Source organism: Devosia sp., from assembly GCF_028290435.1.
Classification (GTDB): domain Bacteria; phylum Pseudomonadota; class Alphaproteobacteria; order Rhizobiales; family Devosiaceae; genus Devosia.
On the sequence record NZ_JAQGJV010000025.1, the window covers coordinates 1 to 22,492 of the forward strand.

Annotated in this window: 26 protein-coding genes and 2 tRNA genes; 15 read left to right on the top strand and 13 right to left on the bottom strand. The window is 63.5% G+C overall.

Annotation, left to right across the window (positions count from 1 at the left end):
- From JWP26_RS06965 to JWP26_RS06980, 4 genes are all read left to right on the top strand, one after another.
- The coding region (locus JWP26_RS06965; RefSeq protein ID WP_299725072.1) for a bifunctional ornithine acetyltransferase/N-acetylglutamate synthase at positions 1–240 on the top strand (240 nt) is incomplete at its 5' end.
- A gap of 1 nt (position 241) precedes the next feature.
- Positions 242–991 carry a GNAT family N-acetyltransferase gene (locus tag JWP26_RS06970; protein ID WP_299725074.1) on the top strand — a complete coding sequence of 250 codons (750 nt, stop codon included), beginning with the start codon at positions 242–244 and terminating at the stop codon, positions 989–991.
- Positions 988–1,395: a (deoxy)nucleoside triphosphate pyrophosphohydrolase gene (locus JWP26_RS06975; RefSeq protein WP_299725076.1), complete on the top strand. Its 408-nt coding sequence runs from the start codon at positions 988–990 to the stop codon at positions 1,393–1,395. Before JWP26_RS06970 ends, JWP26_RS06975 begins: the two co-directional genes overlap by 4 nt.
- Before the next feature lie 26 nt (positions 1,396–1,421).
- The gene (locus tag JWP26_RS06980; protein WP_299725078.1) at positions 1,422–1,619 is read left to right on the top strand and encodes a Flp family type IVb pilin; all 198 of its coding nucleotides are present in this window, start codon (positions 1,422–1,424) and stop codon (positions 1,617–1,619) included.
- Between the two features lie 9 nt (positions 1,620–1,628).
- On the opposite strand, the gene JWP26_RS06985 is transcribed toward JWP26_RS06980, so the two are convergent.
- Both JWP26_RS06985 and JWP26_RS06990 read right to left on the bottom strand, forming a co-directional pair.
- Positions 1,629–3,107, bottom strand: a complete 1,479-nt coding sequence (locus JWP26_RS06985; protein ID WP_299725080.1) for a M48 family metalloprotease — start codon at positions 3,105–3,107, stop codon at positions 1,629–1,631.
- A complete protein-coding gene (locus JWP26_RS06990) occupies positions 3,104–3,889 on the bottom strand; it encodes a thermonuclease family protein (RefSeq protein WP_299725082.1) in 786 nt (261 codons plus the stop codon). Before JWP26_RS06990 ends, JWP26_RS06985 begins: the two co-directional genes overlap by 4 nt.
- A 271-nt stretch (positions 3,890–4,160) precedes the next feature.
- Between JWP26_RS06990 and JWP26_RS06995 the strand changes: the two genes are divergently transcribed.
- A tRNA-Arg gene (locus JWP26_RS06995) sits at positions 4,161–4,237 on the top strand.
- Between the two features lie 27 nt (positions 4,238–4,264).
- Here the strand turns inward: JWP26_RS06995 and JWP26_RS07000 are convergent.
- The 9 genes from JWP26_RS07000 to JWP26_RS07040 form a co-directional block, all read right to left on the bottom strand.
- Positions 4,265–4,732, bottom strand: coding sequence for a PTS sugar transporter subunit IIA (locus tag JWP26_RS07000; RefSeq protein ID WP_299725084.1), 468 nt, complete (start codon positions 4,730–4,732; stop codon positions 4,265–4,267).
- A gap of 14 nt (positions 4,733–4,746) precedes the next feature.
- A complete protein-coding gene (locus tag JWP26_RS07005; RefSeq protein ID WP_299725086.1) occupies positions 4,747–5,475 on the bottom strand; it encodes a response regulator transcription factor in 729 nt (242 codons plus the stop codon).
- Positions 5,472–8,177, bottom strand: a complete 2,706-nt coding sequence (locus tag JWP26_RS07010; protein WP_299725088.1) for a sensor histidine kinase KdpD — start codon at positions 8,175–8,177, stop codon at positions 5,472–5,474. Before JWP26_RS07010 ends, JWP26_RS07005 begins: the two co-directional genes overlap by 4 nt.
- A gap of 64 nt (positions 8,178–8,241) precedes the next feature.
- A complete protein-coding gene (gene kdpC, locus JWP26_RS07015; protein WP_299725090.1) occupies positions 8,242–8,811 on the bottom strand; it encodes a potassium-transporting ATPase subunit KdpC in 570 nt (189 codons plus the stop codon).
- A gap of 72 nt (positions 8,812–8,883) precedes the next feature.
- Entirely contained in the window at positions 8,884–10,956 is a 2,073-nt protein-coding gene (gene kdpB, locus JWP26_RS07020; RefSeq protein ID WP_299725092.1) for a potassium-transporting ATPase subunit KdpB, read from the bottom strand.
- A gap of 131 nt (positions 10,957–11,087) precedes the next feature.
- Positions 11,088–12,791, bottom strand: a complete 1,704-nt coding sequence (gene kdpA, locus JWP26_RS07025) for a potassium-transporting ATPase subunit KdpA (RefSeq protein ID WP_299725094.1) — start codon at positions 12,789–12,791, stop codon at positions 11,088–11,090.
- 18 nt (positions 12,792–12,809) lie between these two features.
- Positions 12,810–12,899, bottom strand: a complete 90-nt coding sequence (kdpF, locus tag JWP26_RS07030) for a K(+)-transporting ATPase subunit F (RefSeq protein WP_299725096.1) — start codon at positions 12,897–12,899, stop codon at positions 12,810–12,812.
- A gap of 371 nt (positions 12,900–13,270) precedes the next feature.
- Positions 13,271–13,546, bottom strand: coding sequence for a hypothetical protein (locus JWP26_RS07035; RefSeq protein ID WP_299725098.1), 276 nt, complete (start codon positions 13,544–13,546; stop codon positions 13,271–13,273).
- Between the two features lie 37 nt (positions 13,547–13,583).
- On the bottom strand, positions 13,584–13,799 hold the full coding sequence (locus tag JWP26_RS07040; protein ID WP_299725100.1) for a hypothetical protein: 216 nt from the start codon (positions 13,797–13,799) through the stop codon (positions 13,584–13,586).
- Between the two features lie 272 nt (positions 13,800–14,071).
- Between JWP26_RS07040 and JWP26_RS07045 the strand changes: the two genes are divergently transcribed.
- From JWP26_RS07045 to JWP26_RS07055, 3 genes are all read left to right on the top strand, one after another.
- A complete protein-coding gene (locus JWP26_RS07045) occupies positions 14,072–14,839 on the top strand; it encodes a fumarylacetoacetate hydrolase family protein (protein ID WP_299725102.1) in 768 nt (255 codons plus the stop codon).
- Between the two features lie 173 nt (positions 14,840–15,012).
- Positions 15,013–15,501 carry a CAP domain-containing protein gene (locus tag JWP26_RS07050; protein WP_299725104.1) on the top strand — a complete coding sequence of 163 codons (489 nt, stop codon included), beginning with the start codon at positions 15,013–15,015 and terminating at the stop codon, positions 15,499–15,501.
- Complete coding sequence (locus JWP26_RS07055) at positions 15,491–15,721, top strand: sulfurtransferase TusA family protein (RefSeq protein ID WP_299725106.1); 231 nt, start codon at positions 15,491–15,493, stop codon at positions 15,719–15,721. Before JWP26_RS07050 ends, JWP26_RS07055 begins: the two co-directional genes overlap by 11 nt.
- On the opposite strand, the gene JWP26_RS07060 is transcribed toward JWP26_RS07055, so the two are convergent.
- Complete coding sequence (locus JWP26_RS07060; RefSeq protein ID WP_299725108.1) at positions 15,718–16,884, bottom strand: D-alanyl-D-alanine carboxypeptidase family protein; 1,167 nt, start codon at positions 16,882–16,884, stop codon at positions 15,718–15,720. The two genes, JWP26_RS07055 and JWP26_RS07060, sit on opposite strands and share 4 nt — an antisense overlap.
- A gap of 166 nt (positions 16,885–17,050) precedes the next feature.
- Between JWP26_RS07060 and JWP26_RS07065 the strand changes: the two genes are divergently transcribed.
- The 3 genes from JWP26_RS07065 to aac(3) all read left to right on the top strand — a co-directional run bounded on the left by JWP26_RS07065 (position 17,051) and on the right by aac(3) (position 18,990).
- On the top strand, positions 17,051–17,620 hold the full coding sequence (locus JWP26_RS07065; protein ID WP_299725110.1) for a type 1 glutamine amidotransferase family protein: 570 nt from the start codon (positions 17,051–17,053) through the stop codon (positions 17,618–17,620).
- A gap of 170 nt (positions 17,621–17,790) precedes the next feature.
- On the top strand, positions 17,791–18,207 hold the full coding sequence (locus JWP26_RS07070; RefSeq protein WP_299725112.1) for a helix-turn-helix domain-containing protein: 417 nt from the start codon (positions 17,791–17,793) through the stop codon (positions 18,205–18,207).
- Positions 18,208–18,210: 3 nt separating this feature from the next.
- Positions 18,211–18,990, top strand: a complete 780-nt coding sequence (gene aac(3) / locus JWP26_RS07075) for an aminoglycoside 3-N-acetyltransferase (RefSeq protein ID WP_299725114.1) — start codon at positions 18,211–18,213, stop codon at positions 18,988–18,990.
- Here the strand turns inward: aac(3) and JWP26_RS07080 are convergent.
- Complete coding sequence (locus JWP26_RS07080) at positions 18,974–20,329, bottom strand: MATE family efflux transporter (RefSeq protein WP_299725116.1); 1,356 nt, start codon at positions 20,327–20,329, stop codon at positions 18,974–18,976. The two genes, aac(3) and JWP26_RS07080, sit on opposite strands and share 17 nt — an antisense overlap.
- A 288-nt stretch (positions 20,330–20,617) precedes the next feature.
- Between JWP26_RS07080 and JWP26_RS07085 the strand changes: the two genes are divergently transcribed.
- The 4 genes from JWP26_RS07085 to JWP26_RS07100 all read left to right on the top strand — a co-directional run bounded on the left by JWP26_RS07085 (position 20,618) and on the right by JWP26_RS07100 (position 22,490).
- A complete protein-coding gene (locus JWP26_RS07085) occupies positions 20,618–21,346 on the top strand; it encodes an AzlC family ABC transporter permease (protein ID WP_299725118.1) in 729 nt (242 codons plus the stop codon).
- Positions 21,330–21,638, top strand: a complete 309-nt coding sequence (locus JWP26_RS07090; protein ID WP_299725120.1) for an AzlD domain-containing protein — start codon at positions 21,330–21,332, stop codon at positions 21,636–21,638. Before JWP26_RS07085 ends, JWP26_RS07090 begins: the two co-directional genes overlap by 17 nt.
- 75 nt (positions 21,639–21,713) lie before the next feature.
- On the top strand, positions 21,714–22,331 hold the full coding sequence (locus JWP26_RS07095; protein ID WP_299725122.1) for a hypothetical protein: 618 nt from the start codon (positions 21,714–21,716) through the stop codon (positions 22,329–22,331).
- Between the two features lie 75 nt (positions 22,332–22,406).
- Positions 22,407–22,490: transfer RNA gene (locus JWP26_RS07100), tRNA-Leu, on the top strand.
- The last annotated feature ends 2 nt before the right edge of the window (positions 22,491–22,492 follow it).

Consider the following 22,492-nt stretch of genomic DNA (forward strand, 5'->3'; position numbering starts at 1 on the left):
GTCGGCAAGGCCGGCGAACCCGCCGACCGCGACAAGCTCGCCATCCGCTTCGGCGATCTCCTCGTCGCCAAGGACGGCGAACGCGCGCCGATCTACGACGAAGCCGCCACCAGTGCCTACATGAAGGGCGAGGACCTCGAACTCACCGTCAGCCTCGGTCTCGGCGAGGGCAAGGCCACGGTCTATACCTGCGACCTCACCCACGGCTACATCACCATCAATGGCGATTATCGGAGCTGAAATGAGCATTCCGGATGTCGAAGCCATTGAACGGGCGAGCCTCTTGGCCTGGCCCGGCATCGAGGAGAAATGGGACGGCTCGTGGGTTCGTCGCGCCGCGGGCGGCTATACCAAGCGCGCCAATTCCATTCAGTGCTTTGACCCGGACGACTTCGAAGACGCCGACCTGCGCGTCATTTCGGCCAGCTCCTGGATGGTGATCCGAAAGCTCAATCCCGTCTTCCGCATCACGCCCCTGTCCAGCCCCGAACTCAATGCCACCCTCGATGAGGCCGGCTGGGAGGAGATTGATTCGAGCCACCTGTTTGCCATGGAGCTTGGCGATCACGAGGCCGACAAGGACGCGCAATTGCTGCCGGTGCTGGATCCGAAGTTCCTCGCGGCCTCGCAAAAGCTGCGGGGCTACAACGAGCAGTCCATGACCGGACTGAAGAACCTGCTGGCCGCGTTCAAGGTGCCCGCCGTTGGCGTTGTGCTGGCGCGCGATGGGGAGGCCGTGGCCTCCTCGATCATGGCGGTCGCCAATGGTATCGTCCTGACCGGCAACGTGGTCACCGACGGCACCCGCCGTCGTCAGGGCCTTGCTTCGGCGATGATGCACTCGGGCCTTGCCTGGGCCAAAACCCAGGGCGCCCATACCGCCGCCCTCAATGTCCAGACCGACAATGCCGGGGCCAAGGCGCTCTACAATGGCCTCGGTTACACCCACCAATACGATTACAGCTATCGCGTGCCGGGTGGCCGCAAATGAGCGATTACCCTATCCTGCTGGTCGTCGCCTGCGCTCTCGTCGATGCCGACCGCCGCGTTCTCATCGCCCAGCGGCCGCCCGGCAAGTCCCTGGCCGGCCTATGGGAATTCCCCGGCGGCAAGGTCGAAGCCGGTGAAACGCCCGAAGCCGCTTTGATCCGCGAACTCGAGGAAGAGCTTGGGGTTTCCACCAAGACCGCGTGCCTGGCTCCGGTTTCTTTCGCCAGTCACTCTTACGAGAATTTTCACCTGTTAATGCCACTTTACGCCTGCCGGAAATGGCAGGGACAGCCGCAAGCCAGGGAGCATACCGCACTCAAATGGGTGCGGCCGCAGGCCCTGCACGACTATCCCATGCCCCCGGCCGACGCGCCATTGATCGCCGCGCTCTGCGACCTTCTCTGAGCGCCGAACGAAGCCCGGGGACAGCCATGTTGCGGACTGCGATTGCACGATTTCTGCGCGACCCATCGGGCGCCACCGCCATTGAATATGGCCTGATCGCAGCGCTGGTTGCCGTCGCCATCATCAGCACATTGGTGGTGTTCGGCGCCAACCTGACCGCGCTCTATGCCGGCGGCACCGGCAGCGCCGCCACGGTCATCGGCAACGCCGCCAATAGCCTTTAGGCAGCGGCGCTACTGCAGCGCCACCACCTTGTACTTCTGCCCCGGCACGATCGGATCGCCAGGGAACAGATCGTTGATGATGTAGAACAGCTCGGTGCCGCGATTGAGCCCGGCCATCTGCTTGGCCAGCGAATCGGCGCTGTCGCCGGCTCGTGCCACCACGATCTTGATCCCCACCTTGCGGATCTGCGCCAGATCGGTCGCGTCGGTCCGCCGGAAACTCTTGAGCGTCGCCTCAGCACCCTGGGCAAACCGCGCGCTGTCCGCCTTGGCGGCAAAGATGAACCGATAGACCTGCCCGTCCAGCCGCATCACCGAGACGCGGAAGAACCACTGGTCGGTCTGCGCAATGCCCGACGCCATGTCGACGCCGTTAAAGCTCTGCGTCGTCACGCTGTCGGCTTTGAGCCCCGCGATCCAGCCCGATTTCAGGTAATCGGCCAGTCCCACATTGGCGCCGACCTCGGCGCTGTCGAAGCGCACTGCCTCGCCATCCCCCGCGACGCCAACCACCGCGTTCTGCGAGTTCTGCAAGGTATACCCCTGCGGCACGGCGAAGGTATACTTGCTGGCACTATGGATAAACCGGCGCCCCACGATCGAGCCCTGCGAGACGCTATCGCCAAAGGTCAGGCCGGCAACGCTGGCCAGATAGCCCTCGCGATCCACTTCGCCGACCGCGGCGCCGAACATCTGCGTCGCCACCTGGACGGCTTTTTGAATGCGGTCGGGTGTCGATGGATGCGAGGAGAGGAAGCCTTCGCCTTGGTTCTGCCCGGCCGAGAAGGTGGCGAAGCGGCTCATGACGCCGAGGAAGCGCGCCGCCGCCTGCGGATCGTAGCCAGCCTTGCCGGCATATTTGATGCCCTCGCGGTCGGCCTCAAGCTCCTGGTTCTGGCTGAAGGCGGCCAGCGACTGCTTGGACCGGTCAGCTGCCTGGTCGGCCCCTGCCTCGCCACCGAACACACCGCTGATCACCCGATCGACGATCTCGGTGGTGCGCGTCCTATTGGTGCGCGCCCGCGCATGGCGCAGGGTCACGTGCGAGATTTCGTGCGCCAGCACTGCCGCCAGTTCGCTGGTGTCAGACGCCAAAGCCAGAATGCCGCGCGTCACATAGATATAGCCGCCCGGCAGCGCAAAGGCGTTGACCTCGGCACTGTCCAGGATAGTCACCTGGAACTGCGCATTGGGCTGGTCGGCCGCCGCCAGCAGCCGCCCGACGATGCGCGCCACCATGATTTCCGCTGGACGGTCCGAATAGACCCCCCCATAGGCCGCGATGATGCGCGGATGCTCGCGCCGCCCGATCACCACGTCATCGGGATCGGTGCCCTCAGGCACCACTGTGGGTGCCGGATTATCGCCGGTTTGCGTTACCGCAATGCCGCCGGTGCTGGTCAGGGTCGTGCAGCCGCTCAGCGCCAGCAGCGAGACCGCCAGCACCGAATTGCGCACCCCAATAGCAATGCCACCCAGAAGGTTCATCGTGTGGCCAAAACCTCGATCTGTTCGGGATGGGTGATTTCGATGCGTGGACCATCCCGGTCATCCACCCACCCCCTGATTCGCACCAGTGCGCCTTCGAGCCCCATGGGATCGATACCCGCCGCCACAAACAGACGCAACGCTGGCGCTTCGATCACTGCGGTGAAGTCCTCTTTCCAGAACCGGCCGAAATTAAGATAGAGCCGCCCGCTCGCTTGGTCCGCCAGCAGCACTCGCCCTTCGACCAGTTCGTAATGACCGGCAAGCGCGAGCAAATCGGCTGGCTTGTCCGCCGCCCGCACGCTGTAATAGGGATCGCCCCAGATGCCAAGCCCAGCCATGCGCGCCCGCCCTTCGGCAGCGTACAATTGATCCAGGCACGCCCGATTGTCCGGAAACGAATAGACCCGCGCCAGACCCTGCGCGACCATCTGCTGCTGCGCCCAGATTTCGCCACCCGGCGCCTCGACGAAAACATGCGCCAGCGCCCGCTCGTAGCGGTCGACAGCCTCCCCGCCATAGCCCAGCCGCACGGTTTTGTTGAGCACCAGCGCCGCAAGCCCTGCCTTGGATTCCTCGGCTTTGGGCCAAGTCGGAAAACCCTCGCGGCCCAACGGCAATTTGGGCGCCTGCGTGCCGATCAAACGCACCACGAGGCCGCTATCGAGCACCACCGTATCGCCATCCGTCACCTGCACGACCACGCCGCCCGGCGCGAAGCGCAGGTCCTCGCATGCCAAAGCCGCCGCCGAAACTGACGATAGCGCCGCGAGCGCGGCCAACCGAACAATGCTGGTCCTGACCAATGGAGCCCCGAAAAACAATTCGTTCACCATGCACCCAAATAGGGCAAAAAGGGATTAACGAGTTGACAATGACCCATCCCAAACACCGCCCCTGGGTGTTTGTCCCCATCTGTTGCCCCTTTGCCGCTACCGCCCTTCACCTCTTCCGGAATCGGTGCTTCAAGCTCACGCTATGTCTGGACAGCATTTGAGAGCGGCACGAAGTTCTGGTTTGAACTGGGCCCAAGTTTTGCTATTCAAGGCTCGTGGTCCCGTAGCTCAGTTGGATAGAGCGTAGGATTCCTAATCCTAAGGCCATGAGTTCGAATCTCATCGGGGTCACCACACTTGTCGCCCGGGACAAGCCAAGCACTAGCCAGGCGACTGCGCGCCATAGGCCCTGCTGATCGCCTCGTAGAGCGCCGCGCCATCGGGGGCGGCTCGGATGAGCGCTCGGGCTTCCTCCGAACGCAGGACACGCGCGGCGGCCGACAGCAGTTTCAGTCCGGCGGCCCGATCGTCCACCGGGATCAGCAACACGAAGACGATATCGACCTTACCCTCATCGATGGCATCGAAGTCGACCGGCTTGGCCAGCCGCGCCAATAGACCCATCGGCTTAGCGAGGCCCGCAACCGTGGCGTGCGGAATGGCAATCCCCTGCCCCATCCCGGTCGATCCCAATTGCTCACGATTGTTGAGGGCGATGAAAATGACATTGGCATCCACCCCGGACCATGCCGCGGCCCGGCTGGACAGTGCCTCGATCACGCTTTGCTTAGACGGCGCAGGGTGATCGACAAGCACGTGCTCGGGCGCCAGGAATTCGGAAATCGGCATGCTTGGCGTCTCGCTCACAATGCACCGTCCGGCGCGTGCGGCACCAAAACCTCGTCGGCCTCGCGCAACCGATACCCCACGCCGGTTTCGGTCATGATGTAATGCGGCTGGTCCGGGGTCTGTTCGATTTTCTGCCGGAGCTGGCGCACATACACGCGCAGATACTGCACATCGGTCGACCCGCTCCAGACTTGGTTCAGCAGGTGCTGGTGGGTCAAGACCTTGCCGGCATGCTGCACCAGGATCCGCAGGATATCGTATTCCTTAGGCGACAGTTTCACCTCCTTGCCCGCCACCCGCACGATGCGCTTGACCAGATCGACGCTCAACTCGCCGGCCTGAAACAAGGCCCGCTCACCCTGCTGCTGCAACCGGTGGCGCAAGGCCACCCTGATACGCGCCACCAGTTCCTTGGTGCCGAAGGGCTTGGTGACATAGTCGTCGGCGCCCAGTTCGAGCGCCTTGACGATACCCGCCTCGTCGGTCCGGCTCGACAGGATCAGGATCGGCAGGTCGAACAGCTCGTTGCGCCATTTGGCCAGCAAGTCATGCCCCTGGATATCGGGCAGGCCGAGATCGAGCAGGATCAGGTCGGGGCGTGTCTGTGCCAAGAGCTCGATCGCCTCCCTGCCGCTCCCCGCCTCGAGGATCGTATAGCCTTCGGTGCCCAGCCCCACCCGCAGCAGCTTGCGGATCGGCGGCTCGTCGTCCACCACCAGTATCTTTATCGTGGATGACGTCATGGCAATTCTTCCAGTTTTCGAGTGTCGGTTGGCACCGGCAGCCTGATGGCGAAAATGGCGCCCGACCGGTCGACCCGGTTCGCCGCCACGATGGTGCCGCCCATGGCCTCGACAAAGCCACGGCAGATCGAGAGCCCCAGCCCGGTCCCGGCCCTTATGTGGTCGGCTTTGCGCACCCGGTAGAAGCTGTTGAAGATACGATCGAGGTCGTCGGGCGGAATGCCGGGCCCCTCGTCGATGATCTGCAGCACCGCGGAGCCGTTATCGGTCCAACCCACGATCTGGATAGTCGAACCCTCCGGCGCATATTTGGCCGCATTGTCCAAAAGGTTGAACAACACCTGCTCGAACAGCACCGGATCGAGCCGCAGCATCGGCAGATCAGGCCGCAGGTCCACATGGGTCTGATGCTGCGCGGTGATCTTGGCAGCCCGACGCAAAGCCGTGCCGACGATATCGCCGACAAAATGCAGCGCGAAGTTCGGCGCCATGGCGCCGGATTCCAGCCGTGTCATATCCAGCAGATTGGCGATGAAGCGGTTGAGACGCTCGGACTCGTCGATCACCGAGGTCAGGAGTTCAGTGCGGTCCGCCTCCGGAATGGAGGTTGAATAATCGCGCAATGTGCCCGCCGCACCCATGATCGAGGCAAGCGGGGTCTTGAGGTCATGCGAGATCGAGGTGAGCAGCGCCGAGCGCAGCCGGTCCGCTTCGGCCGCGAGCTTGGCCCGGTCGACATCGGCGACCAGTTGAATGCGTTCGATGGCGAGCGCCGCCTGGTCGATCAGCGCATCCAGCAGCCGCTGCTGCTCGGGGGTCAGCAGCGGTCCCTGCTTGTCATTGTCGAGGCCGACGACGCCGACGGGACTGCGACCTGTGCGCAACGGCAGATAGAGCCGCTTGGCGCCCGGCAACGTGTCGGCTCCGCGCCCGGCGGGATGATTGTTGTCCCAGGCCCAGTTCGCCGCGGCGATATCGGCGTCCACCAGGCTATCGTCGGGTGGATAACCCGCCTTGACGCTGAGCGTGCCCCCCTCGGGCAGCAACAGCACGACGCGCAGCTTGAGCATCGAGGCGATCTGAAACGCCGTCGCCCACAACACATCATCCAGCGTGCCGGTGCCGGCCAGTTTCTTGCTGAACAGATAGAGGTCTTCGGTCGTCCGGGCGCGCTGGCGCGCCGCCGACGCCTGCCGTTGCACTCTTGACGCCAGATTGCTGGCAACCACTGCGACGCCGAAGAAAAATCCCAGCGCGATGACGCTTTCCGGATCGCTGACATTGAGCGTGTAGAGCGGCGCCAGGAAAAAGAAATTGAACGCCAGCGCACCCAGCACCGATGCCAGGAGGGCAGGGCGCAGCCCCCCCAAAATGGCCGAAGCCAGCACCGCCATCAGGAATGCCGGCGCCACATTGGTGACATTGAGCCCGCGATTGAGCAGCAGCCCAAACCCTAGCGCCACCCCCACGCAGGCAATGCTGAACAGATAGGCTTTGACCTGGTAACGCCGGGGTTCGGCGAGCACCACGCCGCGTGGCCTCGTGACGGCATCCTGCTCGCTTCCCGCAATGACATGCACGCTGATATCGCCGGCCAGCCGGATCAGCTCATGCGATACCGAGCCTTCGAAATACTCCCGCCAACGGGCCTTGCGCGGCTTGCCGATGACAATGTGGGTGACATTGTTGGCATTGGCGTAGCGCACGATCTCGGTGGCGACATCCTGCCCCGGCAGGGTGATCGCCTCGCCGCCCAGTTGTTCGGCCAGACGCAGGGTCGCGGCCAGGCGATCCTTGTCCTCCTCCGACATCGAGGTGATGCGCGCTGTCTCAACATGCAAAGCCAGCCAGGGCGCCCGCAGCCGTTCGGCCTGCCGGCGCGCGTAGCGCACCAGCGAGGGGGCACGCGGATGCTCATCGATACACACCACCACCCGCTCACCCGCGCCCCACGGCCCGGGAATGGCGTGCGAGCGCATATGGGTCAGCAACTGATCATCCACCCGCTGGGCGGTACGGCGCAGCGCCAGTTCGCGCAGCGCCGTCAGATTGCCGGGCGAGAAATAGTTCTCGACCGCGCGCTTGGCCGTGGTCGGCAGATAGACCTTGCCGTCGTGCAGCCGCTTGATCAGATCCTGCGGGGTGACGTCGATGATCTCGATGTCGTCGGCCCGGTCAACGATGGAATCGGGAACCGTCTCGCGCACACGGATGCCGGTAATCTGGGCGACCACATCGTTGAGGCTTTCCACGTGCTGGATATTGAGCGTGGTATAGACGTCGATGCCCGCAGCCAGGATTTCCTCGACATCGAGGTAGCGCTTGGGATGCCGGCTCCCCGGCGCATTGGTGTGCGCCAGCTCATCCACCAGCACGAGGCCGGGGCGGCGAGCCAGGATGGCGTCGATATCCATCTCGTCGAGTTTTTGGCCGCGATAATCCACGCCGGCGCGCGGCACGATCTCGAAGCCGGTCACCAGCGCTTCGGTCTCCTTGCGACCATGCGTTTCCACCACTCCGATGACAGCATCCACGCCATCCACCAGCTTGGCGCGCCCCGACATCAGCATCTCATAGGTCTTGCCGACGCCGGGCGCCGCACCCAGAAAAATCTTGAAGCGCCCGCGCGTTTCCTGGTCGGCGCCTTCCAGCAACGCATCGGGAGACGGCCGTCCATCGGAATTGCGGTTGTCGTCGAGCATTGGCCTGTTCTCTGCTTGGTCGTCCAGGTCCGGGCGCCGCTTGCGGTGTCCGGACCTTATAGTGTCATTTGCGCGACGCGCTATCGAGAGCCAGGTTCAATTCGAGCACATTGACCACGGGCTCGCCCATGAAGCCCAGCATTGGGCCTTCGATGTGCTGGTCCACGAGAGTCTGGATCGCGGCCTCATCCATGCCACGGGCCTCTGCCACGCGCCTGACCTGAAAAGCTGCGGCCTCGGGCGAGATATGCGGATCAAGACCACTGGCCGATGTGGTCACGAGGTCAATCGGGATCGTCCCATCGGGGTTCTCCGCCTTGAGCGCCGCCACATCGGTGCCGACGCGCTCGATCAACGCCTTGCTGGTTGGCCCCAGATTGGAGCCGCCGGACGCCGCCGCATCATAGCCTTTGCCCGCCGCCGATGGCCGACCATGGAAGTATTGCTTCTGGGTGAACACCTGCCCAATCAGTTCGGAGCCGATCACCTGCCCATCCTGTTCGATCAGGCTGCCCTGGGCCTGGCGCGGGAAAATGGCTTGGGCGAGACCCGTCATGCCCAGGGGATAGATAAGGCCGGTGATGATGGTCAGGATGACGATCATGAAGATCGCAGGCCGGATTTGCTTAAGCATCGGAATTGTCCCGAAATGTCGGCCGCTTGTGGCGAGCCGGAATGATGAGTCTTGTGACCATCGGCCTCATCGCTAGATGAGGCCGATGGAAGTGATGGTCAGATCGATCGCCTTGATGGCGATGAAGGGCACGATGACGCCGCCGAGCCCGTAGATCAGCAGGTTGCGACCGAGCAATGCCCCGGCCCCGACCGGGCGATATTTGACCCCGCGCAGCGACAGTGGGATCAGCGCCACGATGATCAGCGCATTGAAGATGATGGCCGACAGGATCGCGCTCTGCGGGCTGTGCAGGCCCATGACATTGAGGCTCGACAGCTGCGGATAAAAGGCCAGGAACATCGCCGGGATGATGGCAAAATACTTGGCGATGTCGTTGGCGATCGAGAACGTCGTCAGCGCGCCGCGCGTCATCAGCAACTGCTTGCCGATACCGACGATTTCGATGAGCTTGGTCGGATCGCTGTCGAGATCGACCATATTGCCCGCTTCGCGCGCCGCCACGGTGCCGGTATTCATCGCCACCCCGACATCGGCCTGCGCCAGAGCTGGCGCATCATTAGTACCGTCGCCGCACATGGCGACGAGCTTGCCCTTGGCCTGTTCCTCGCGGATCAGCGCCAGCTTGTTCTCGGGCGTCGCCTGGGCCAGGAAATCGTCCACCCCAGCTTCGGCGGCGATCGCTGCGGCGGTCATCGGATTGTCGCCGGTGATCATCACCGTGCGGATGCCCATGCGACGCAGTTCGGCGAAGCGCTCCTTGATGCCGCCCTTGACGATGTCCTTGAGGTGGACGACGCCCAGCAGCTTGCCGTCCCGCACCACGGCCAGCGGCGTGCCGCCCGACTTGGCGATCTGGTCGGCAATCGCCTGCAGATCGGCAATAGTCTGGCTGGAGGCCTTTGGGCTGGCGCCGGCGGAGGTCGACAGATTGACATAGGCCAGCACGGCATCGACCGCGCCCTTGCGGATCGAGGAGCCCTCAAGATCGACGCCGCTCATCCGTGTCTGGGCGGTGAAGGGCACGAAGGTGGCGTGCAAGCTCGCCATGTCGCGCTCACGGATGCCGTATTTTTCCTTGGCCAGCACCACGATGGACCGCCCTTCCGGAGTCTCATCGGCAAGCGAGGCGAGCTGGGCGGCATCGGCCAGCTCCTGCTCGGTCACGCCCTTGACGGGGCGGAACTCGCTGGCCTGTCGGTTGCCCAGCGTGATCGTGCCGGTCTTGTCGAGCAGCAGCGTATCGACGTCGCCGGCGGCCTCCACCGCGCGACCCGACATGGCCAGCACGTTGAAGCGGACCAGGCGATCCATGCCCGCAATGCCGATGGCCGAGAGCAGCGCGCCGATCGTGGTAGGGATCAGCGTCACGAACAAAGCCACCAGCACGATCACCGGGACGGCACCGCCCGCATAGCTGACAAAGAACGGAATGGTGACCGTCGCCAGCACGAAGATCAGCGTGAGACCGGCCAAGAGGATATTGAGCGCGATCTCATTGGGCGTCTTCTGGCGCTCGGCGCCTTCGACCAGCGCAATCATCCGGTCGATGAAGGTCGAGCCGGCGGCGGCGGTGATGCGCACCTTGATCCAGTCGGAGAGCACCTGCGTGCCACCCGTCACCGCCGAGCGATCGCCACCCGATTCACGGATAACCGGGGCGGACTCGCCCGTAATGGCGGCTTCATTGACCGAGGCCACGCCTTCGATGACTTCACCATCCGATGGGATGATATCGCCAGCCTCCACGATGACGACATCGCCGACCTTGAGGCTATTGCCGGGCACCAGCCGGAACTTGGTGCGATCGTCCCCCGACAGTAGCTTGGCCTCAGTCTCGGTGCGGGTCCGACGCAGAGATTCGGCCTGCGCCTTGCCGCGCCCCTCGGCAACCGCCTCGGCGAAGTTGGCAAACAGGACGGTGAACCATAGCCAGATCGTCAGTTGGAACGAAAAGGCGAGGTTTTCGCCCCCCGTCACCAGATCCTTGACCAGCAGAACTGTCGTCAAAGCGGAAACGACGGCGACGACGAACATGACCGGGCTTTTGATCAGCGTGCGCGGATCGAGCTTCGTGAAGGCGCCGCCCAGGGCGGGGACGAGAATGCGAGTGTCCAGAATGCTCGTTGATTTGGACTGGCTCATGGATGACTCCAGCGTGGTGACTGCGGAACGATCGGTCAGATCGCCGCGAACAATTGGGACAAAAGAACTGCAAGCACCGGTTCGGCCTGCCCCCGCGCCGGATAACCGGCGCGGAATTGATGAGAGATGGCCTAGAAGGTCTGCCCCGCCAGCATGGCCAGGTGCTCGACGATCGGCCCGAGCGCCAGCGCCGGGAAGAAGGTCAGCCCGCCAACGATGACGATCACGCCCAGCAGCAGCCCGACGAACAGGGTTCCATCGGTCGGCAGCGTGCCACCCGAGGCAGGGACCGTCTTCTTGCCCGCCAGGGAGCCGGCGATGGCCAATGCCGGGATGATGACGAGGAACCGCCCCATCAGCATGGCGATGCCGATAGTGATATTGTACCAGGGCGTGTTGCCAGACAGCCCGCCAAAGGCCGAGCCATTATTGGCCGTGGCGGACGTATAGGCGTAGAGGATTTCCGAGAAGCCGTGCGGTCCGGGATTCCATATCGAAGACACGCCTGCCGGCAACACCGTCGCCAGGGCGCTGAACCCGAGCATCGCCAATGGCAGGCAAAGGACGCCAAGCATCGCCATCTTGACCTCCTTGGCCTCGATCTTCTTGCCCAGATATTCGGGCGTGCGGCCGACCATCAGGCCCGCCACGAAGATGGCAATCACCACGAACAGGATGATGCCGTAGAAGCCCGCGCCGACGCCGCCGATGATGATTTCGCCGAGCATCATGTTGATCATCGGGATCATGCCGCCGAGCGCCATGAAGCTGTCATGCATGGCATTGACCGCCCCGCACGAGGCCGCCGTGGTGATGACCGCGAACAGCGCCGAAAGCGGAACGCCGAACCGGACTTCCTTGCCCTCCATGTTGCCGCCTTCGAGACCGAGTGCATGCAGCAGCGGATTGCCCGCAGCTTCGGCCCAGTAGCAGACAGCGACGCCGACGATGAACAGCACACCCATGGTGGCGAAGATCGTCCAGCCCTGGCGCTGATTGCCGACCATCCGGCCGAACACGTTGGTCAGCGCGGCGCCGATAGCAAAGATCGACACCATCTGGATCAGGTTCGACAATGCGCCCGGATTTTCAAACGGATGGGCCGAATTGGCATTGAAGAAGCCGCCGCCATTGGTGCCCAGCATCTTGATCGCCAGTTGCGAGGCCACCGGCCCGACCGCGATAGTCTGCTGGGCGCCTTCGATCGTCGTGGCGTTGACATAGGCGCCAAGCGTCTGCGGCACGCCGAGATAGACATAAACCAGCGTCAATACGATGCAGAGCGGTAGCAAGATGTAAAACGTGGACCGGGTCATATCGACCCAGAAATTGCCCAGTGAGCTAGCCGACTTGCGCGAGAAGCCGCGGATCACCGCCAGCGCGATGGCCATGCCGGTCGCGGCCGAAACGAAGTTCTGCACCGTCAGGCCCGCCATCTGGGTCAGATAGCTCATGGTGGATTCCCCACCATAGTTCTGCCAGTTGGTATTGGTGACGAAGCTGGCGGCCGTGTTGAAGGCGAGCTCAGGGCCTACTTCCCCCATGCCGGCCGGATTGAACGGCAACGCGCCCTGGAAGCGCTGCAAGCCATAGAGCACAAGAAATCCAGCAAGATTGAACAGCACCATGGCCACCGCATAGGTGGTCCAGTGTTGCTCCTCTTTCTCGCTGGTTCCCGAAATGCGGTAAATCAACCGCTCAATGGGGCCGATCACCGGCGACAGCCACGTGCGATCGCCGTTGTAGACGCGCGTCATGTAGCCGCCGAGCGGTTTGACGAGCAAGATGATGATGCCGCAGAATACGGCAATCTGAATCCATCCGATCAGGGTCATGATTGTGTCTTTCGGCGCTCAGAAGCGCTCAGGTCGAACGAGGGCGTAGACAAGGTAGGCCAGCAGGAACACCGTCACGCCGCCACCCAGAATGTAATCGACAAGCATGGTCGCTCTCCCGGTTACAGCTTGTTGCAGGCTGTGACGTAGCCCAGCGCCAGGGCGAAAAACGCTAGCCCTATGCCCAAAACGATGATGTCCATGACCGTGTGTCTCCTTGTTGCGCCGCAGACGCGGCGTCGCCCCGCCGCCAGTTGGACAGTGAAGGTCGACGCCTCGATTTCGAGTGGAGACTGGACCCGAACCGCATAGGAATTCGAGACAGGGCTACTGCCTATTTTATAGGAATTTCATATATGAAATTGGCCTCGTGGGAGGCCCGACATGACGATGCCCCGCCGTGCCGGGTTGAGCGGCAAGGTCGGGGCCTCGGTTATTTGCCGGCGTATGCAGCAACCGGCAAAACTGCAGAGTCGGGGCTAGAGCGTACGAACCCCTTGCGGCCATTGCCTCGTCGGAGTCGGCTTGAACAGCGGGTCCATGCTCAACACCGCATCATCGGGAGCGCAGCATACCGCGCCCGGCGCATAGCCACTTTCCGCCACTGCGAAATGGATAGCCGCCGACCGGTCGAAGAAAATGCCCCCGACCAGTCCCTTCACGTCACACACGACCCAGTGACCTTGCGCGTCCCGACCGATCATGAACCGGCTGTCGCGCGAGGCAGGAGGTGTGCGCCGAAATGCTTCGCCCATAGGAATAGGCCTTTCTGTTGATTCTGATGCCGCACGTTCAGGCGAACCAGGCGAAGGTGCCGACCAGCGCCAGGATAACGACGATGACGGCACCCATCCGCCACAGCGCGCCGGTGTCATCATCATGAGCTGCCGAAAGGACGGCGGCGCGGGGCTTCGACCTCCGGTTGTCATGCTGCTGGAGCTGAGCTGCACGCATGCGGGCCTGAGCGGCCTCCACGGCGATGTGGCTCATGCCAAAACGGGAATACATTGCTGATCATCCTTTCTACCGATCGTGCCGGGTCGGCGGGCGCGGGGCGCGGCGCATCATGCGTGTTGGCCACTTCGAGCGCGCCGGTTGGTCCCAGGCACAGCAGCAAGGTAGAGAGGTCCGCATAGCTTTTCGATTGGAGCCAAACAGTCACGATATAAAAACGTCATAGTAATTTTCAGGGCGGCCATAAATACGCCACCTATAGGGGCATTTTTATTTGACTTCTGGCCGTCGCGGCGTCTGTTTCCGCGCCGCTGGAGGTCACCAACATGCACAAAAATTCACTCGACGATCTTGCCATTGCCTTGGCGCGGAACCGCGCCTCGGGTACCGTATCCGGGCTGGCCTTCGCCGGCGTCGTGTCGCGGCTGGACGCCGATGAGGTCCAGCTCGCAGCGCTCGATGCCTATAACAGCGACCTCAAGGGCCATGCCATGGCGGGCACAAATCCGGCCTGCCAGACAATACTGGGGCTGCACGCACCTATCTTTGGCCCCATTGCCAGTCGTGACTTCTTCAACGGCCCGGGCCACGTCCACCTGCCACAGGGCACTATCGGCGCCCAATGCGAGCTTGCCTTCACTATCGGCAACAGCTTCCCCCTCAAGGGCGACGAGATCGATCGTCAGAGCGTAGCGGAGACCATCATTGCCTGCCGGCCGACGATCGGGCTGCTTGGCCGCAGGGCATTCGGCGCGCCGCATAGCGATATCGTTGCCATCGCGGATTTCGGCCTGCAGGTCGCCACCATTTGCGGACCGGCCATCCGCGTCGATTGGGACGGCCTGGATCAGGTCCAGATGACCGCCCGCATCAACGGCGAGAGCGTGGTCACCGCCAAGGGCAGCGCCATTCTGGGCCACCCGCTCGAAGCGGTGGCGCTGCTGGCGCGCGAACTGGCCGGCCAAGGCAAGCAGATCAATGCCGGCGAAGTGGTAACCACCGGTTCATGGTCGCCGATCCTGCAGGTGCTGCCCGGGCAGACCCTGTCGGTCGAGTTCGAGACCATCGGCAAAGTGTCCTGCACATTCGACTGAGGCGTCATGGAACCGCCGCAGTGAGACGGTTAGTCACATCCGGCTTGAGGGCGGCAATTTAGTAAAATTGTCGAAATATTTAGGATTTGAACGCTCTTTCCTAAACTTGGGATCGCGTTCGATCTGCGTCTAGGCCGCCCCCCTGCCCCTTATGTCAGTGCAAGGATTTGCCAGTGTCCGTTTTGTCGTTTTCCAGATCAGCCGTCGCGCCAGTCCTCGCCATTGCTCTTGCCACGACGCTGGCCGCCTGCAGTATGGGCGGCGGTGGCGCCAGCACCAGCATGGCGCTGGCATCGGGTCTGTCGGCCCGCATGGATCAGCCCAATACTTCGCTCGACCGCGCCCAGGCCGTCGGCATGGTCAATGCCTACCGCGCCACCCAGGGCGTGCCGGCCCTCACGCCCGATAGCGGCCTCGATGGCACGGCCCAGGCGCTGGTCAACCAATATGCCTCGACCGGCATCGCGCCCAAGACGCCCGGTGGCGTTACCATGAAACTGAGCGCGGGCTACGCCACCTTTGCCGAGACCTTTTCGGGCTGGCGCAACAATCCAGCCGATGCTGCGGGCATGACGGCCAATGCCACCAAGGCCGGCGTCGCCGCCGCCTTCAACGCCGACAGCAGCTACGGCGTTTACTGGGTGCTCGTCCTTGGCAACTGAGCCGGACCTGGTCGACGCACGCGGGCTCAAATGCCCGCTGCCGGTCCTCAAGATGGAAAAGCGCCTTGAGACACTGGAAGCCGGCGCCACCCTCGTGGTGCTGGCCACGGACCCGATTGCCCGGATCGATATTCCGCTCTATTGCCGCCAAAACGGCCATGCCTGCGCCATGACGCAGGACGGCGAGGTCATGCGCTTCGACATTGTCAAAGCAGCCTAATTCGTGAAATTTGGCCGCGGCCGCGGGAATGGCACGCTGCCATCCGCTGACACGCTCGGCCGCAAATCCGCGGTCACACCCAACTCTTCGGCGATGGCTACCGGAAAGATCGTCGTATGCGGCGGTCGTGGCCGTGGCAGCAGAACACCAGCCCGCACCCGGCCCAGATTGGTGGCCTGATAGGAATTAGCGGCGATCACGTCGTTGAGATAGCTCGGCTGCCCCTTCATTCCCATCGGGAAGGCGGCTTCCTGCGCCTTGACATAGACCGCTGCCTCCTTGCCGCAGATCTGCGCGCGCATATTGACCGGGGCAACATTGGGGCTGTTGACCAGACCCAATACCGATTGCCCGGTACCCGCTGCGGAACCCGAAAACCCACGCAACGCCAGTTCGGCCGTCCGCTCATTGCGGTCACGGCCCGACGACGCACCCAGCACGACTGCCAGCAGCCGGCGGCCGTTGCGCTCGATGGTGGCAACCATATTAAGCCCCGATGCGCACACGAAACCGGTTTTCATACCGGTCGTGCCCGCAAAGCTAGTCAGCAGCTTGTTTTCGGATTCCAGCACCTTGCCGCCCAATTGCACCGCCTGGGTGCTGAAAATCGGATCATATTGCGGATAAGTCTGGCGGATATAGAGCGCCAGCACCGCGAGGTCCCGCGCCGACATGCGCTGTTCGGGATCGTCCAGCCCGTTCGGATTGGCGAAATGCGTCGCCGTCAGCCCCATGCGCGCGGCCGCGTCGTTCATCTTGGCGACGAACCCGGCCTCGCTGCCGCCCACCGTCTCGGCGATCGCCATGGCGACATCGTTGGCCGATTTGACCAGCATCACATAGAGCGCGTCCTTCATGGTCATCGCGCTATCGACCGGCAGGCCTGACTTGCTGGGCGCCTGGTTGATGGCATGGCGCGACAGCACCACCGGGGTATCCAGCGTGATCGTCCCCTTGGCGATTTCCTCGAAGGCCACATAGGCGGTCATCAGCTTGGTCAGCGACGCCGGATGCCAGGGCAGGCCTGCATCGTCGGCATAGAGCACTTCGAGCGTGTCCATATCCACCAGCAGCATCGGATTGGCGCGCGCCAGCCCGAGCATCGAGGACGAACTTACGAGCACCGCAAGGGCAAAAACACAAAGCTGTCGGGCAAGCTGCACGAGGAAGAGGCTCCGGAATAATCGCAGAAATCGGGCCATCTCATAGCAGCGGTGGCCGCCGATCTCAATGCGGCAGCCCGACGCTGACAGGGTTTTGAACCCTGCTGACACGATTTGGCGGCCAGCGCGTTTATCCAAGCCGCACCAGATGCAGTGGAGAACCGCCATGACCAAGATCGTCACCATCCTCACACCCGGCTTTGCCGATTGGGAAACCGCCCTGCTCAATGCCGCGTGCCGCACCTACTACAAGGTCGATACCCACTTCGCGACCGAGGGCGGCCAAACGGTAACCTCGGCGGGCGGCATGCGCGTCACGCCCGACCTTGCCATCGCCGATATCGACCCGGCCCAGCTCGACGCTTTGATCATCTGTGGCGGCGAGGCCTGGGCCAAACCGGGCGCGCCCGATCTGTCCGACCTGCTGCGCCGCACGCGCGATGCCGGCAAGACCGTCGCCGGCATCTGCGACGGCACGCTAGCGCTGGCCCGCTCTGGCGTGCTCGACGCCGTCAACCACACCAGCAATTCCACCGAGAACCTGACCCCGACCGGTTATGCGGGCGCCAGCCACTACCAGGACCAGCCCATGGCGGTCGTTGATGGCAAAGTCGTCACCGCGCCCGGAACCGCGCCGGTCAGCTTCATGGCCGGCGTTATGCAGACCCTCGGGCTCAAGGACGACAATCTCAAATTCTATCTCGGGCTGCACGCCGCCGAGCACCAGGCGGCTTAGCCACCCGATCATTCCCGTGCGGGCACCGCCATCCTGCTTCCGGCCTCCAAGCTCAGGATGGATCGTCCGCACGGGAATGCCTCCCCAAAGAACATATTTGCCCCCTAGGCACGAATAGGAACCATCACTATATTGATGCCCAAGTTACTCTCGAACCCAAGGCATCGATCATGTCCCTCAAAGACACTGCCCAGGCGTCCAATTGCACCGCCATGTCCGATGTGCTCAACCGCATCGGCGACAAGTGGAGCGTCATGGTGGTGGGCATCCTGTCGCGCAGCGGCACCATCCGCTTCAACGAACTCAAGCGCTCGATCAACGGCGTATCACAGCGCATGCTGACGCTGACGTTGCGCAATCTGGAGCGAGATGGCCTCGTCACCCGAACCATCTATCCCGAAGTGCCGCCGCGCGTCGAATACGGCCTGACCGAGTTGGGCAAGACCCTGACCGGCCCGATCAACTCGCTCTGGGACTGGTCGGCCGAACACCATGGCTCGATCATCGACGCCCGCAGCATCTACGACGACCGCCAGACCGCTGTCGCCGCCGAGGCTCCCCGCAAGATTGCTTACGCACGAGGCTAGGACTTGTGGACGCGGCAAGTCCTCGTCGAACACCTCGCCGCGCTTGGCCTCGAACGCGGCGATAGCGTTCTGGCCCATGCGGGTCTGCGCTCGGTCGGCCCCATCCTGGGCGGACCCGACGCGCTGATCGCAGCCATCGGCGACGTCATCGGGCCCGAAGGCACACTACTGGCCTATTGCGATTGGCAGGGCGAGGACACCATTCTCGACGACCCGGGCCTGCGCGCGCATATCCCACCCTTCGATCCGGCGCGGTCCCGCTCGACGCGCGACAATGGCGCCTTCCCCGAACTGCTGCGCACCACGCCCGGCGCGCGCCGCAGCCGCAATCCCGGCGCCTCGATGGCAGCGCTGGGCGGTCGCGCCGACTGGTTCACCGCCGATCACGCCCTCGATTATGGCTATGGCCCGCAATCGCCGCTCGGCAAGCTGGTCGCCGCCAATGGCAAGACCATGCTGATTGGCACCCCGCTCGACAAGATGACGCTGCTGCACCATGCCGAGCATCTGGCCGACGTCCCCAACAAGCGCATCCGCCGCTACGAAAGCCCGATGCTCATCGACGGCCAGACCGTCTGGCGTCAATTCGAGGAATTCGACACCTCCCACTCGCCCGACGGCCTGCCAGAGGACTACTTTATCGAGATCGTGGAATCCTTCCTCGCCGCCGGAAACGGAAAACGCGGCACCATCGGCGCCGCGCCCTCGGTTCTGGTCCCGGCTCCCGCCATCGTGGCGTTCGCCGTCGGCTGGCTGGAAACCCGGCTCAGACCAAGGCTGTGATCTTCTTCTTGCGCCAGACGAACTGATACCAGCTCGCCTGCAGGATCAGCATGGTGGAAAAACTCGCGGCATAAGCCCACCAGATGCCGTGTAGCCCCAGACTCGTGCTCGACAGCCAGATGGCGCCCGGCAGTTCGACGCAGAGGATACAGGCCAGCGACAGCACCATCGGCATTAGCACCGTGCCCGACGCCCGCATGATGCCCGAAAACACTGCGCTCAGCCCAAACAGCACCACGCTCCACAACACGATATGCAGCAGCCCTTCTGTCATCTCGATCACCGCCGGATCGGTGATGAACAGCGCCACCAGATGTCGCGAGAACAAATAGGCGAGCAGCACTAGCGCACCGGTAATGATCAGGTTCATCACGAGACCAGTGCGGGTAATCGCCCGCAACTGGTCGACCTGGCCGGCCCCGATCGCCTGCGCCCCGAAGATCGAGGCCGCGATAGCAATCGACATCGCCGGGAACTGCACATAGCTCAGCACCTGGTTGACCGCCCCATAGGCCGCCGTTGCATCGGAGCCGAAGCGGTTGATCAGCCCCACCACCACAATGGCCGAAATCGACGACACCACCATCTGCACGCCGGCCGGAATACCCAGCCGCAGCACCATCAGGAACAGGCCCGGATTGATCCGCAGATACCCCACCAGCACCCGGTCCGGCGCCAGTGGATGCTTCCTCGCCCGCATGTAGAAAAACAGGAACACCAGCACTAGGGTAAATCCGGAGATTGTCGCCACCGCGGCCGCCATGATGCCGATCTGCGGCAGCCCGAACCAGCCCAGGATCAACGCCGGGGTCACGATCAACCCAACGCCCAGCGAAATCACCAGCGACACCAGAGGCGTCACTGTATCGCCCACGCCGCGCAACACCGAGGTCGCCATCAGGAAGATGAAGAGCCCCGGCATCCCGATCAGCAAGACCCGCGCGTAATTGGTCGCCGGCTCCAAAATATTGGCCGGCGCGCCCAGCAATTGCATCATCGGCCCGGTGAAAAAGATGCCAAGCAGCGCCACCACCAGGCCCAGCAGGAACGTCGCCGTGAAGGTCGTGCCGGCCACTTCCTTGACCTTGTCGACATTGTGGGCGCCCCAGGCCTGCCCGATCAGCACCGTCGCCCCCGAACTGAGCCCGATCACGAACGAGATCAGGAAGATCATGATCGGAAAGAACACCGAGACAGCCGCCAGCGCGTCCACGCCGAGCAGTTGGCCGATATAGATATTGTTGAGTGTGCCCGATAGCGACTGCAGGATATTGGCAGCCATCAGCGGCACGAGGAAAATAAGAAACCGCTGCCAGAGCGGTTTGGGTACGGGGTTCATCCGTGCTCTCCAAAACTTCAAAATACGCGTCACGTCACAGGCCCTGAAGTGCAGCTAGGCTGCCGGGACCTGTTTACACTCCGAAAACGGAATGCCGGCTGGACGGGCGCGAGAGGCGTGGAAATAACACGACCAGCTCTCTACGCCCCGACCGGGACAGCGTCAACGGCATCCGAATACGACTACGAACCTCCCATCACCGCCACCGATAGCGTGCATCACCACTTGTCATGGCCCGTGGCGCACTTTCCCGATGCGCGCCGCCGCGCCGGACGCTAGACAGGACAAATGCAAAATCGCGCTGCCCCCGCCTGGACCTCCGACCATTTCTTCGCTGGCGCCCGCGCCTGCATTCCCGTCGCCATTTCGGTGGCCGCCTATGGGGTCGTGTGGGGCGTGCTGGCCAAGCAGGCCGGCCTGAGCCTCTTGGAAGTCATGTTGATGAGCGGGCTGGTATTCGCCGGCTCCGCCCAGTTCGTGGCGCTCGACCTGTGGACCGCGACCCCCTCCACCCTGCCCATCGGCCCCATCATCCTCGCCACACTGATCGTTAACCTGCGCTACCTGCTGCTGACCGCCACCATGCGGCCATTGGTGCGCCCCGGCACCGAAAAGCGCAGCGCTGCCGCCATGTGGCTGCTCAGCGACGAAAACTGGGCCATGACGGTGGGCGAAATGGCCAAGGGCCGCGGCTCCATCGCCTTCCTCGTCGGCGGCGGTGCCACGGTCTGGTGCGCCTGGATGGTCGCGACCGTGTTCGGGCGCCTCATCGGCTCCGCCATCGATGACCCCACCAAATACGGCCTCGATTTCGCCTTCACCGCCACCTTCCTCGCGCTGCTGCTCGGCATGTGGAAGGGTAAGGCCGATCTGCTGCCCTGGCTGGTTGCGGCCCTCGTCGCCATCATTTCGGCCAAGCTCATTCCGGGCAGCTGGTACATCCTCACCGGCGGCATTGCCGGTAGCTTCGCCGGCGCGATTGCAGAAAGGCGGCGTGGCTATGCTCACCAGTCCTGAAGCGCTCCTCGCCATCGCCGGCATGCTGGCAGTCACCCTGGCCATCAAGGCCAGCGGCCTGCTGCTGGCCAATAGGCTGCCCCAGACCGGCTTCATCGCCGCCTGGCTGCGCCATATTCCCGGCGCTGTACTGGCCTCGCTGGTCGCCCCGGCCGTTGCCACCGGCGGTCCCGCCGAAGCCCTGGCCGCAGCCGCCACCGCCCTGGTGTTCGTCGTGACTCGCAACCTCTTCGCCGCCATGGCCACGGGCGTTTTGGCGGTGTTCCTGCTCCGCATGGCGCTAGGCGCCTGAGGGAACATCACCCAGTCTTGACCGTTCCCCTCACAAGGCCCACCTCTTGGGTCCTGAGTTTTGCGGAGCGACATCATGAAAACCATTACCGCATTGTTCGACGACTATGCCGACGCCGCCAAGGCCGTGCGCGAGCTTGAGGCCGCCCGTTTCGGCAGTGACGATGTTTCCCTCGTGGTCAGCACCTACGAGGACGCCGTCGGCGAAACCGTCCCCGACGACGGCATTTCCGCCGAAGGCGCTGGCACCGGCGCCGGCATCGGCGCGCTGCTGGGCGGCGCCGGCGGGCTTCTGGCCGGACTTGGCGCCCTCGCCATCCCCGGTATCGGTCCGGTAATCGCCGCTGGCTGGCTGGTCACCACCGCCGTGGGCGCAGTCGCGGGCGCCGCCGTAGGCGGGGCCACCGGCAGTGTCATCGGCGGCCTCACCAGTTCGGGCATTCACGAACAGGACGCCCACGTCTTTGCCGAAGGCGTGCGCCGCGGCGGCAGCGTGGTATCGGTGCGCACCGACGAGAGCCGGGAAAGCGAAGTGCAGGCCATCTTCGCCGCCTCCAACCAGATCGACATCGCCGAGCGCCGCGCCCGCTTCGAGCAGGAGGGCTGGCAATATTTCGACCCCGATGCCGCCCCCTTCGAGCCCGACGAGATTCGTAAGCGCCGCGGCCTCGACAACCAGCCCGGCCCGGTCTGACGCGATAAATTCTGCGTCTTCTCCACTTGCCAGCCTGTTGCGGCGCGGCTTTGCCTGCGCTATGCAACCACTCGTGCCCTCCTGGCGGAATGGTAGACGCGTCTGACTCAAAATCAGATATCGCAAGGTGTGCCGGTTCGAGTCCGGCGGAGGGCACCACT

What these genes read in the sequence shown, in the direction of transcription:
- JWP26_RS07035 (WP_299725098.1), bottom strand. Translation starts at nt 13,546, where the DNA reads ATGGGCGAAGCATTTCGGCGCACACCTCCTGCCTCGCGCGACAGCCGG.
- JWP26_RS07045 (WP_299725102.1), top strand. Translation starts at nt 14,072, where the DNA reads ATGCACAAAAATTCACTCGACGATCTTGCCATTGCCTTGGCGCGGAAC.
- JWP26_RS07095 (WP_299725122.1), top strand. Translation starts at nt 21,714, where the DNA reads ATGAAAACCATTACCGCATTGTTCGACGACTATGCCGACGCCGCCAAG.
- JWP26_RS07040 (WP_299725100.1), bottom strand. Translation starts at nt 13,799, where the DNA reads ATGTATTCCCGTTTTGGCATGAGCCACATCGCCGTGGAGGCCGCTCAG.
- kdpC (WP_299725090.1), bottom strand. Translation starts at nt 8,811, where the DNA reads ATGCTTAAGCAAATCCGGCCTGCGATCTTCATGATCGTCATCCTGACC.
- kdpB (WP_299725092.1), bottom strand. Translation starts at nt 10,956, where the DNA reads ATGAGCCAGTCCAAATCAACGAGCATTCTGGACACTCGCATTCTCGTC.
- JWP26_RS07000 (WP_299725084.1), bottom strand. Translation starts at nt 4,732, where the DNA reads ATGCCGATTTCCGAATTCCTGGCGCCCGAGCACGTGCTTGTCGATCAC.
- JWP26_RS06975 (WP_299725076.1), top strand. Translation starts at nt 988, where the DNA reads ATGAGCGATTACCCTATCCTGCTGGTCGTCGCCTGCGCTCTCGTCGAT.
- JWP26_RS06970 (WP_299725074.1), top strand. Translation starts at nt 242, where the DNA reads ATGAGCATTCCGGATGTCGAAGCCATTGAACGGGCGAGCCTCTTGGCC.
- JWP26_RS07010 (WP_299725088.1), bottom strand. Translation starts at nt 8,177, where the DNA reads ATGCTCGACGACAACCGCAATTCCGATGGACGGCCGTCTCCCGATGCG.
- JWP26_RS07090 (WP_299725120.1), top strand. Translation starts at nt 21,330, where the DNA reads ATGCTCACCAGTCCTGAAGCGCTCCTCGCCATCGCCGGCATGCTGGCA.
- JWP26_RS06980 (WP_299725078.1), top strand. Translation starts at nt 1,422, where the DNA reads ATGTTGCGGACTGCGATTGCACGATTTCTGCGCGACCCATCGGGCGCC.
- JWP26_RS07080 (WP_299725116.1), bottom strand. Translation starts at nt 20,329, where the DNA reads ATGAACCCCGTACCCAAACCGCTCTGGCAGCGGTTTCTTATTTTCCTC.
- JWP26_RS07065 (WP_299725110.1), top strand. Translation starts at nt 17,051, where the DNA reads ATGACCAAGATCGTCACCATCCTCACACCCGGCTTTGCCGATTGGGAA.
- JWP26_RS07085 (WP_299725118.1), top strand. Translation starts at nt 20,618, where the DNA reads ATGCAAAATCGCGCTGCCCCCGCCTGGACCTCCGACCATTTCTTCGCT.
- JWP26_RS07005 (WP_299725086.1), bottom strand. Translation starts at nt 5,475, where the DNA reads ATGACGTCATCCACGATAAAGATACTGGTGGTGGACGACGAGCCGCCG.
- kdpF (WP_299725096.1), bottom strand. Translation starts at nt 12,899, where the DNA reads ATGCTTGTCGATTACATTCTGGGTGGCGGCGTGACGGTGTTCCTGCTG.
- JWP26_RS06985 (WP_299725080.1), bottom strand. Translation starts at nt 3,107, where the DNA reads ATGAACCTTCTGGGTGGCATTGCTATTGGGGTGCGCAATTCGGTGCTG.
- JWP26_RS07070 (WP_299725112.1), top strand. Translation starts at nt 17,791, where the DNA reads ATGTCCCTCAAAGACACTGCCCAGGCGTCCAATTGCACCGCCATGTCC.
- kdpA (WP_299725094.1), bottom strand. Translation starts at nt 12,791, where the DNA reads ATGACCCTGATCGGATGGATTCAGATTGCCGTATTCTGCGGCATCATC.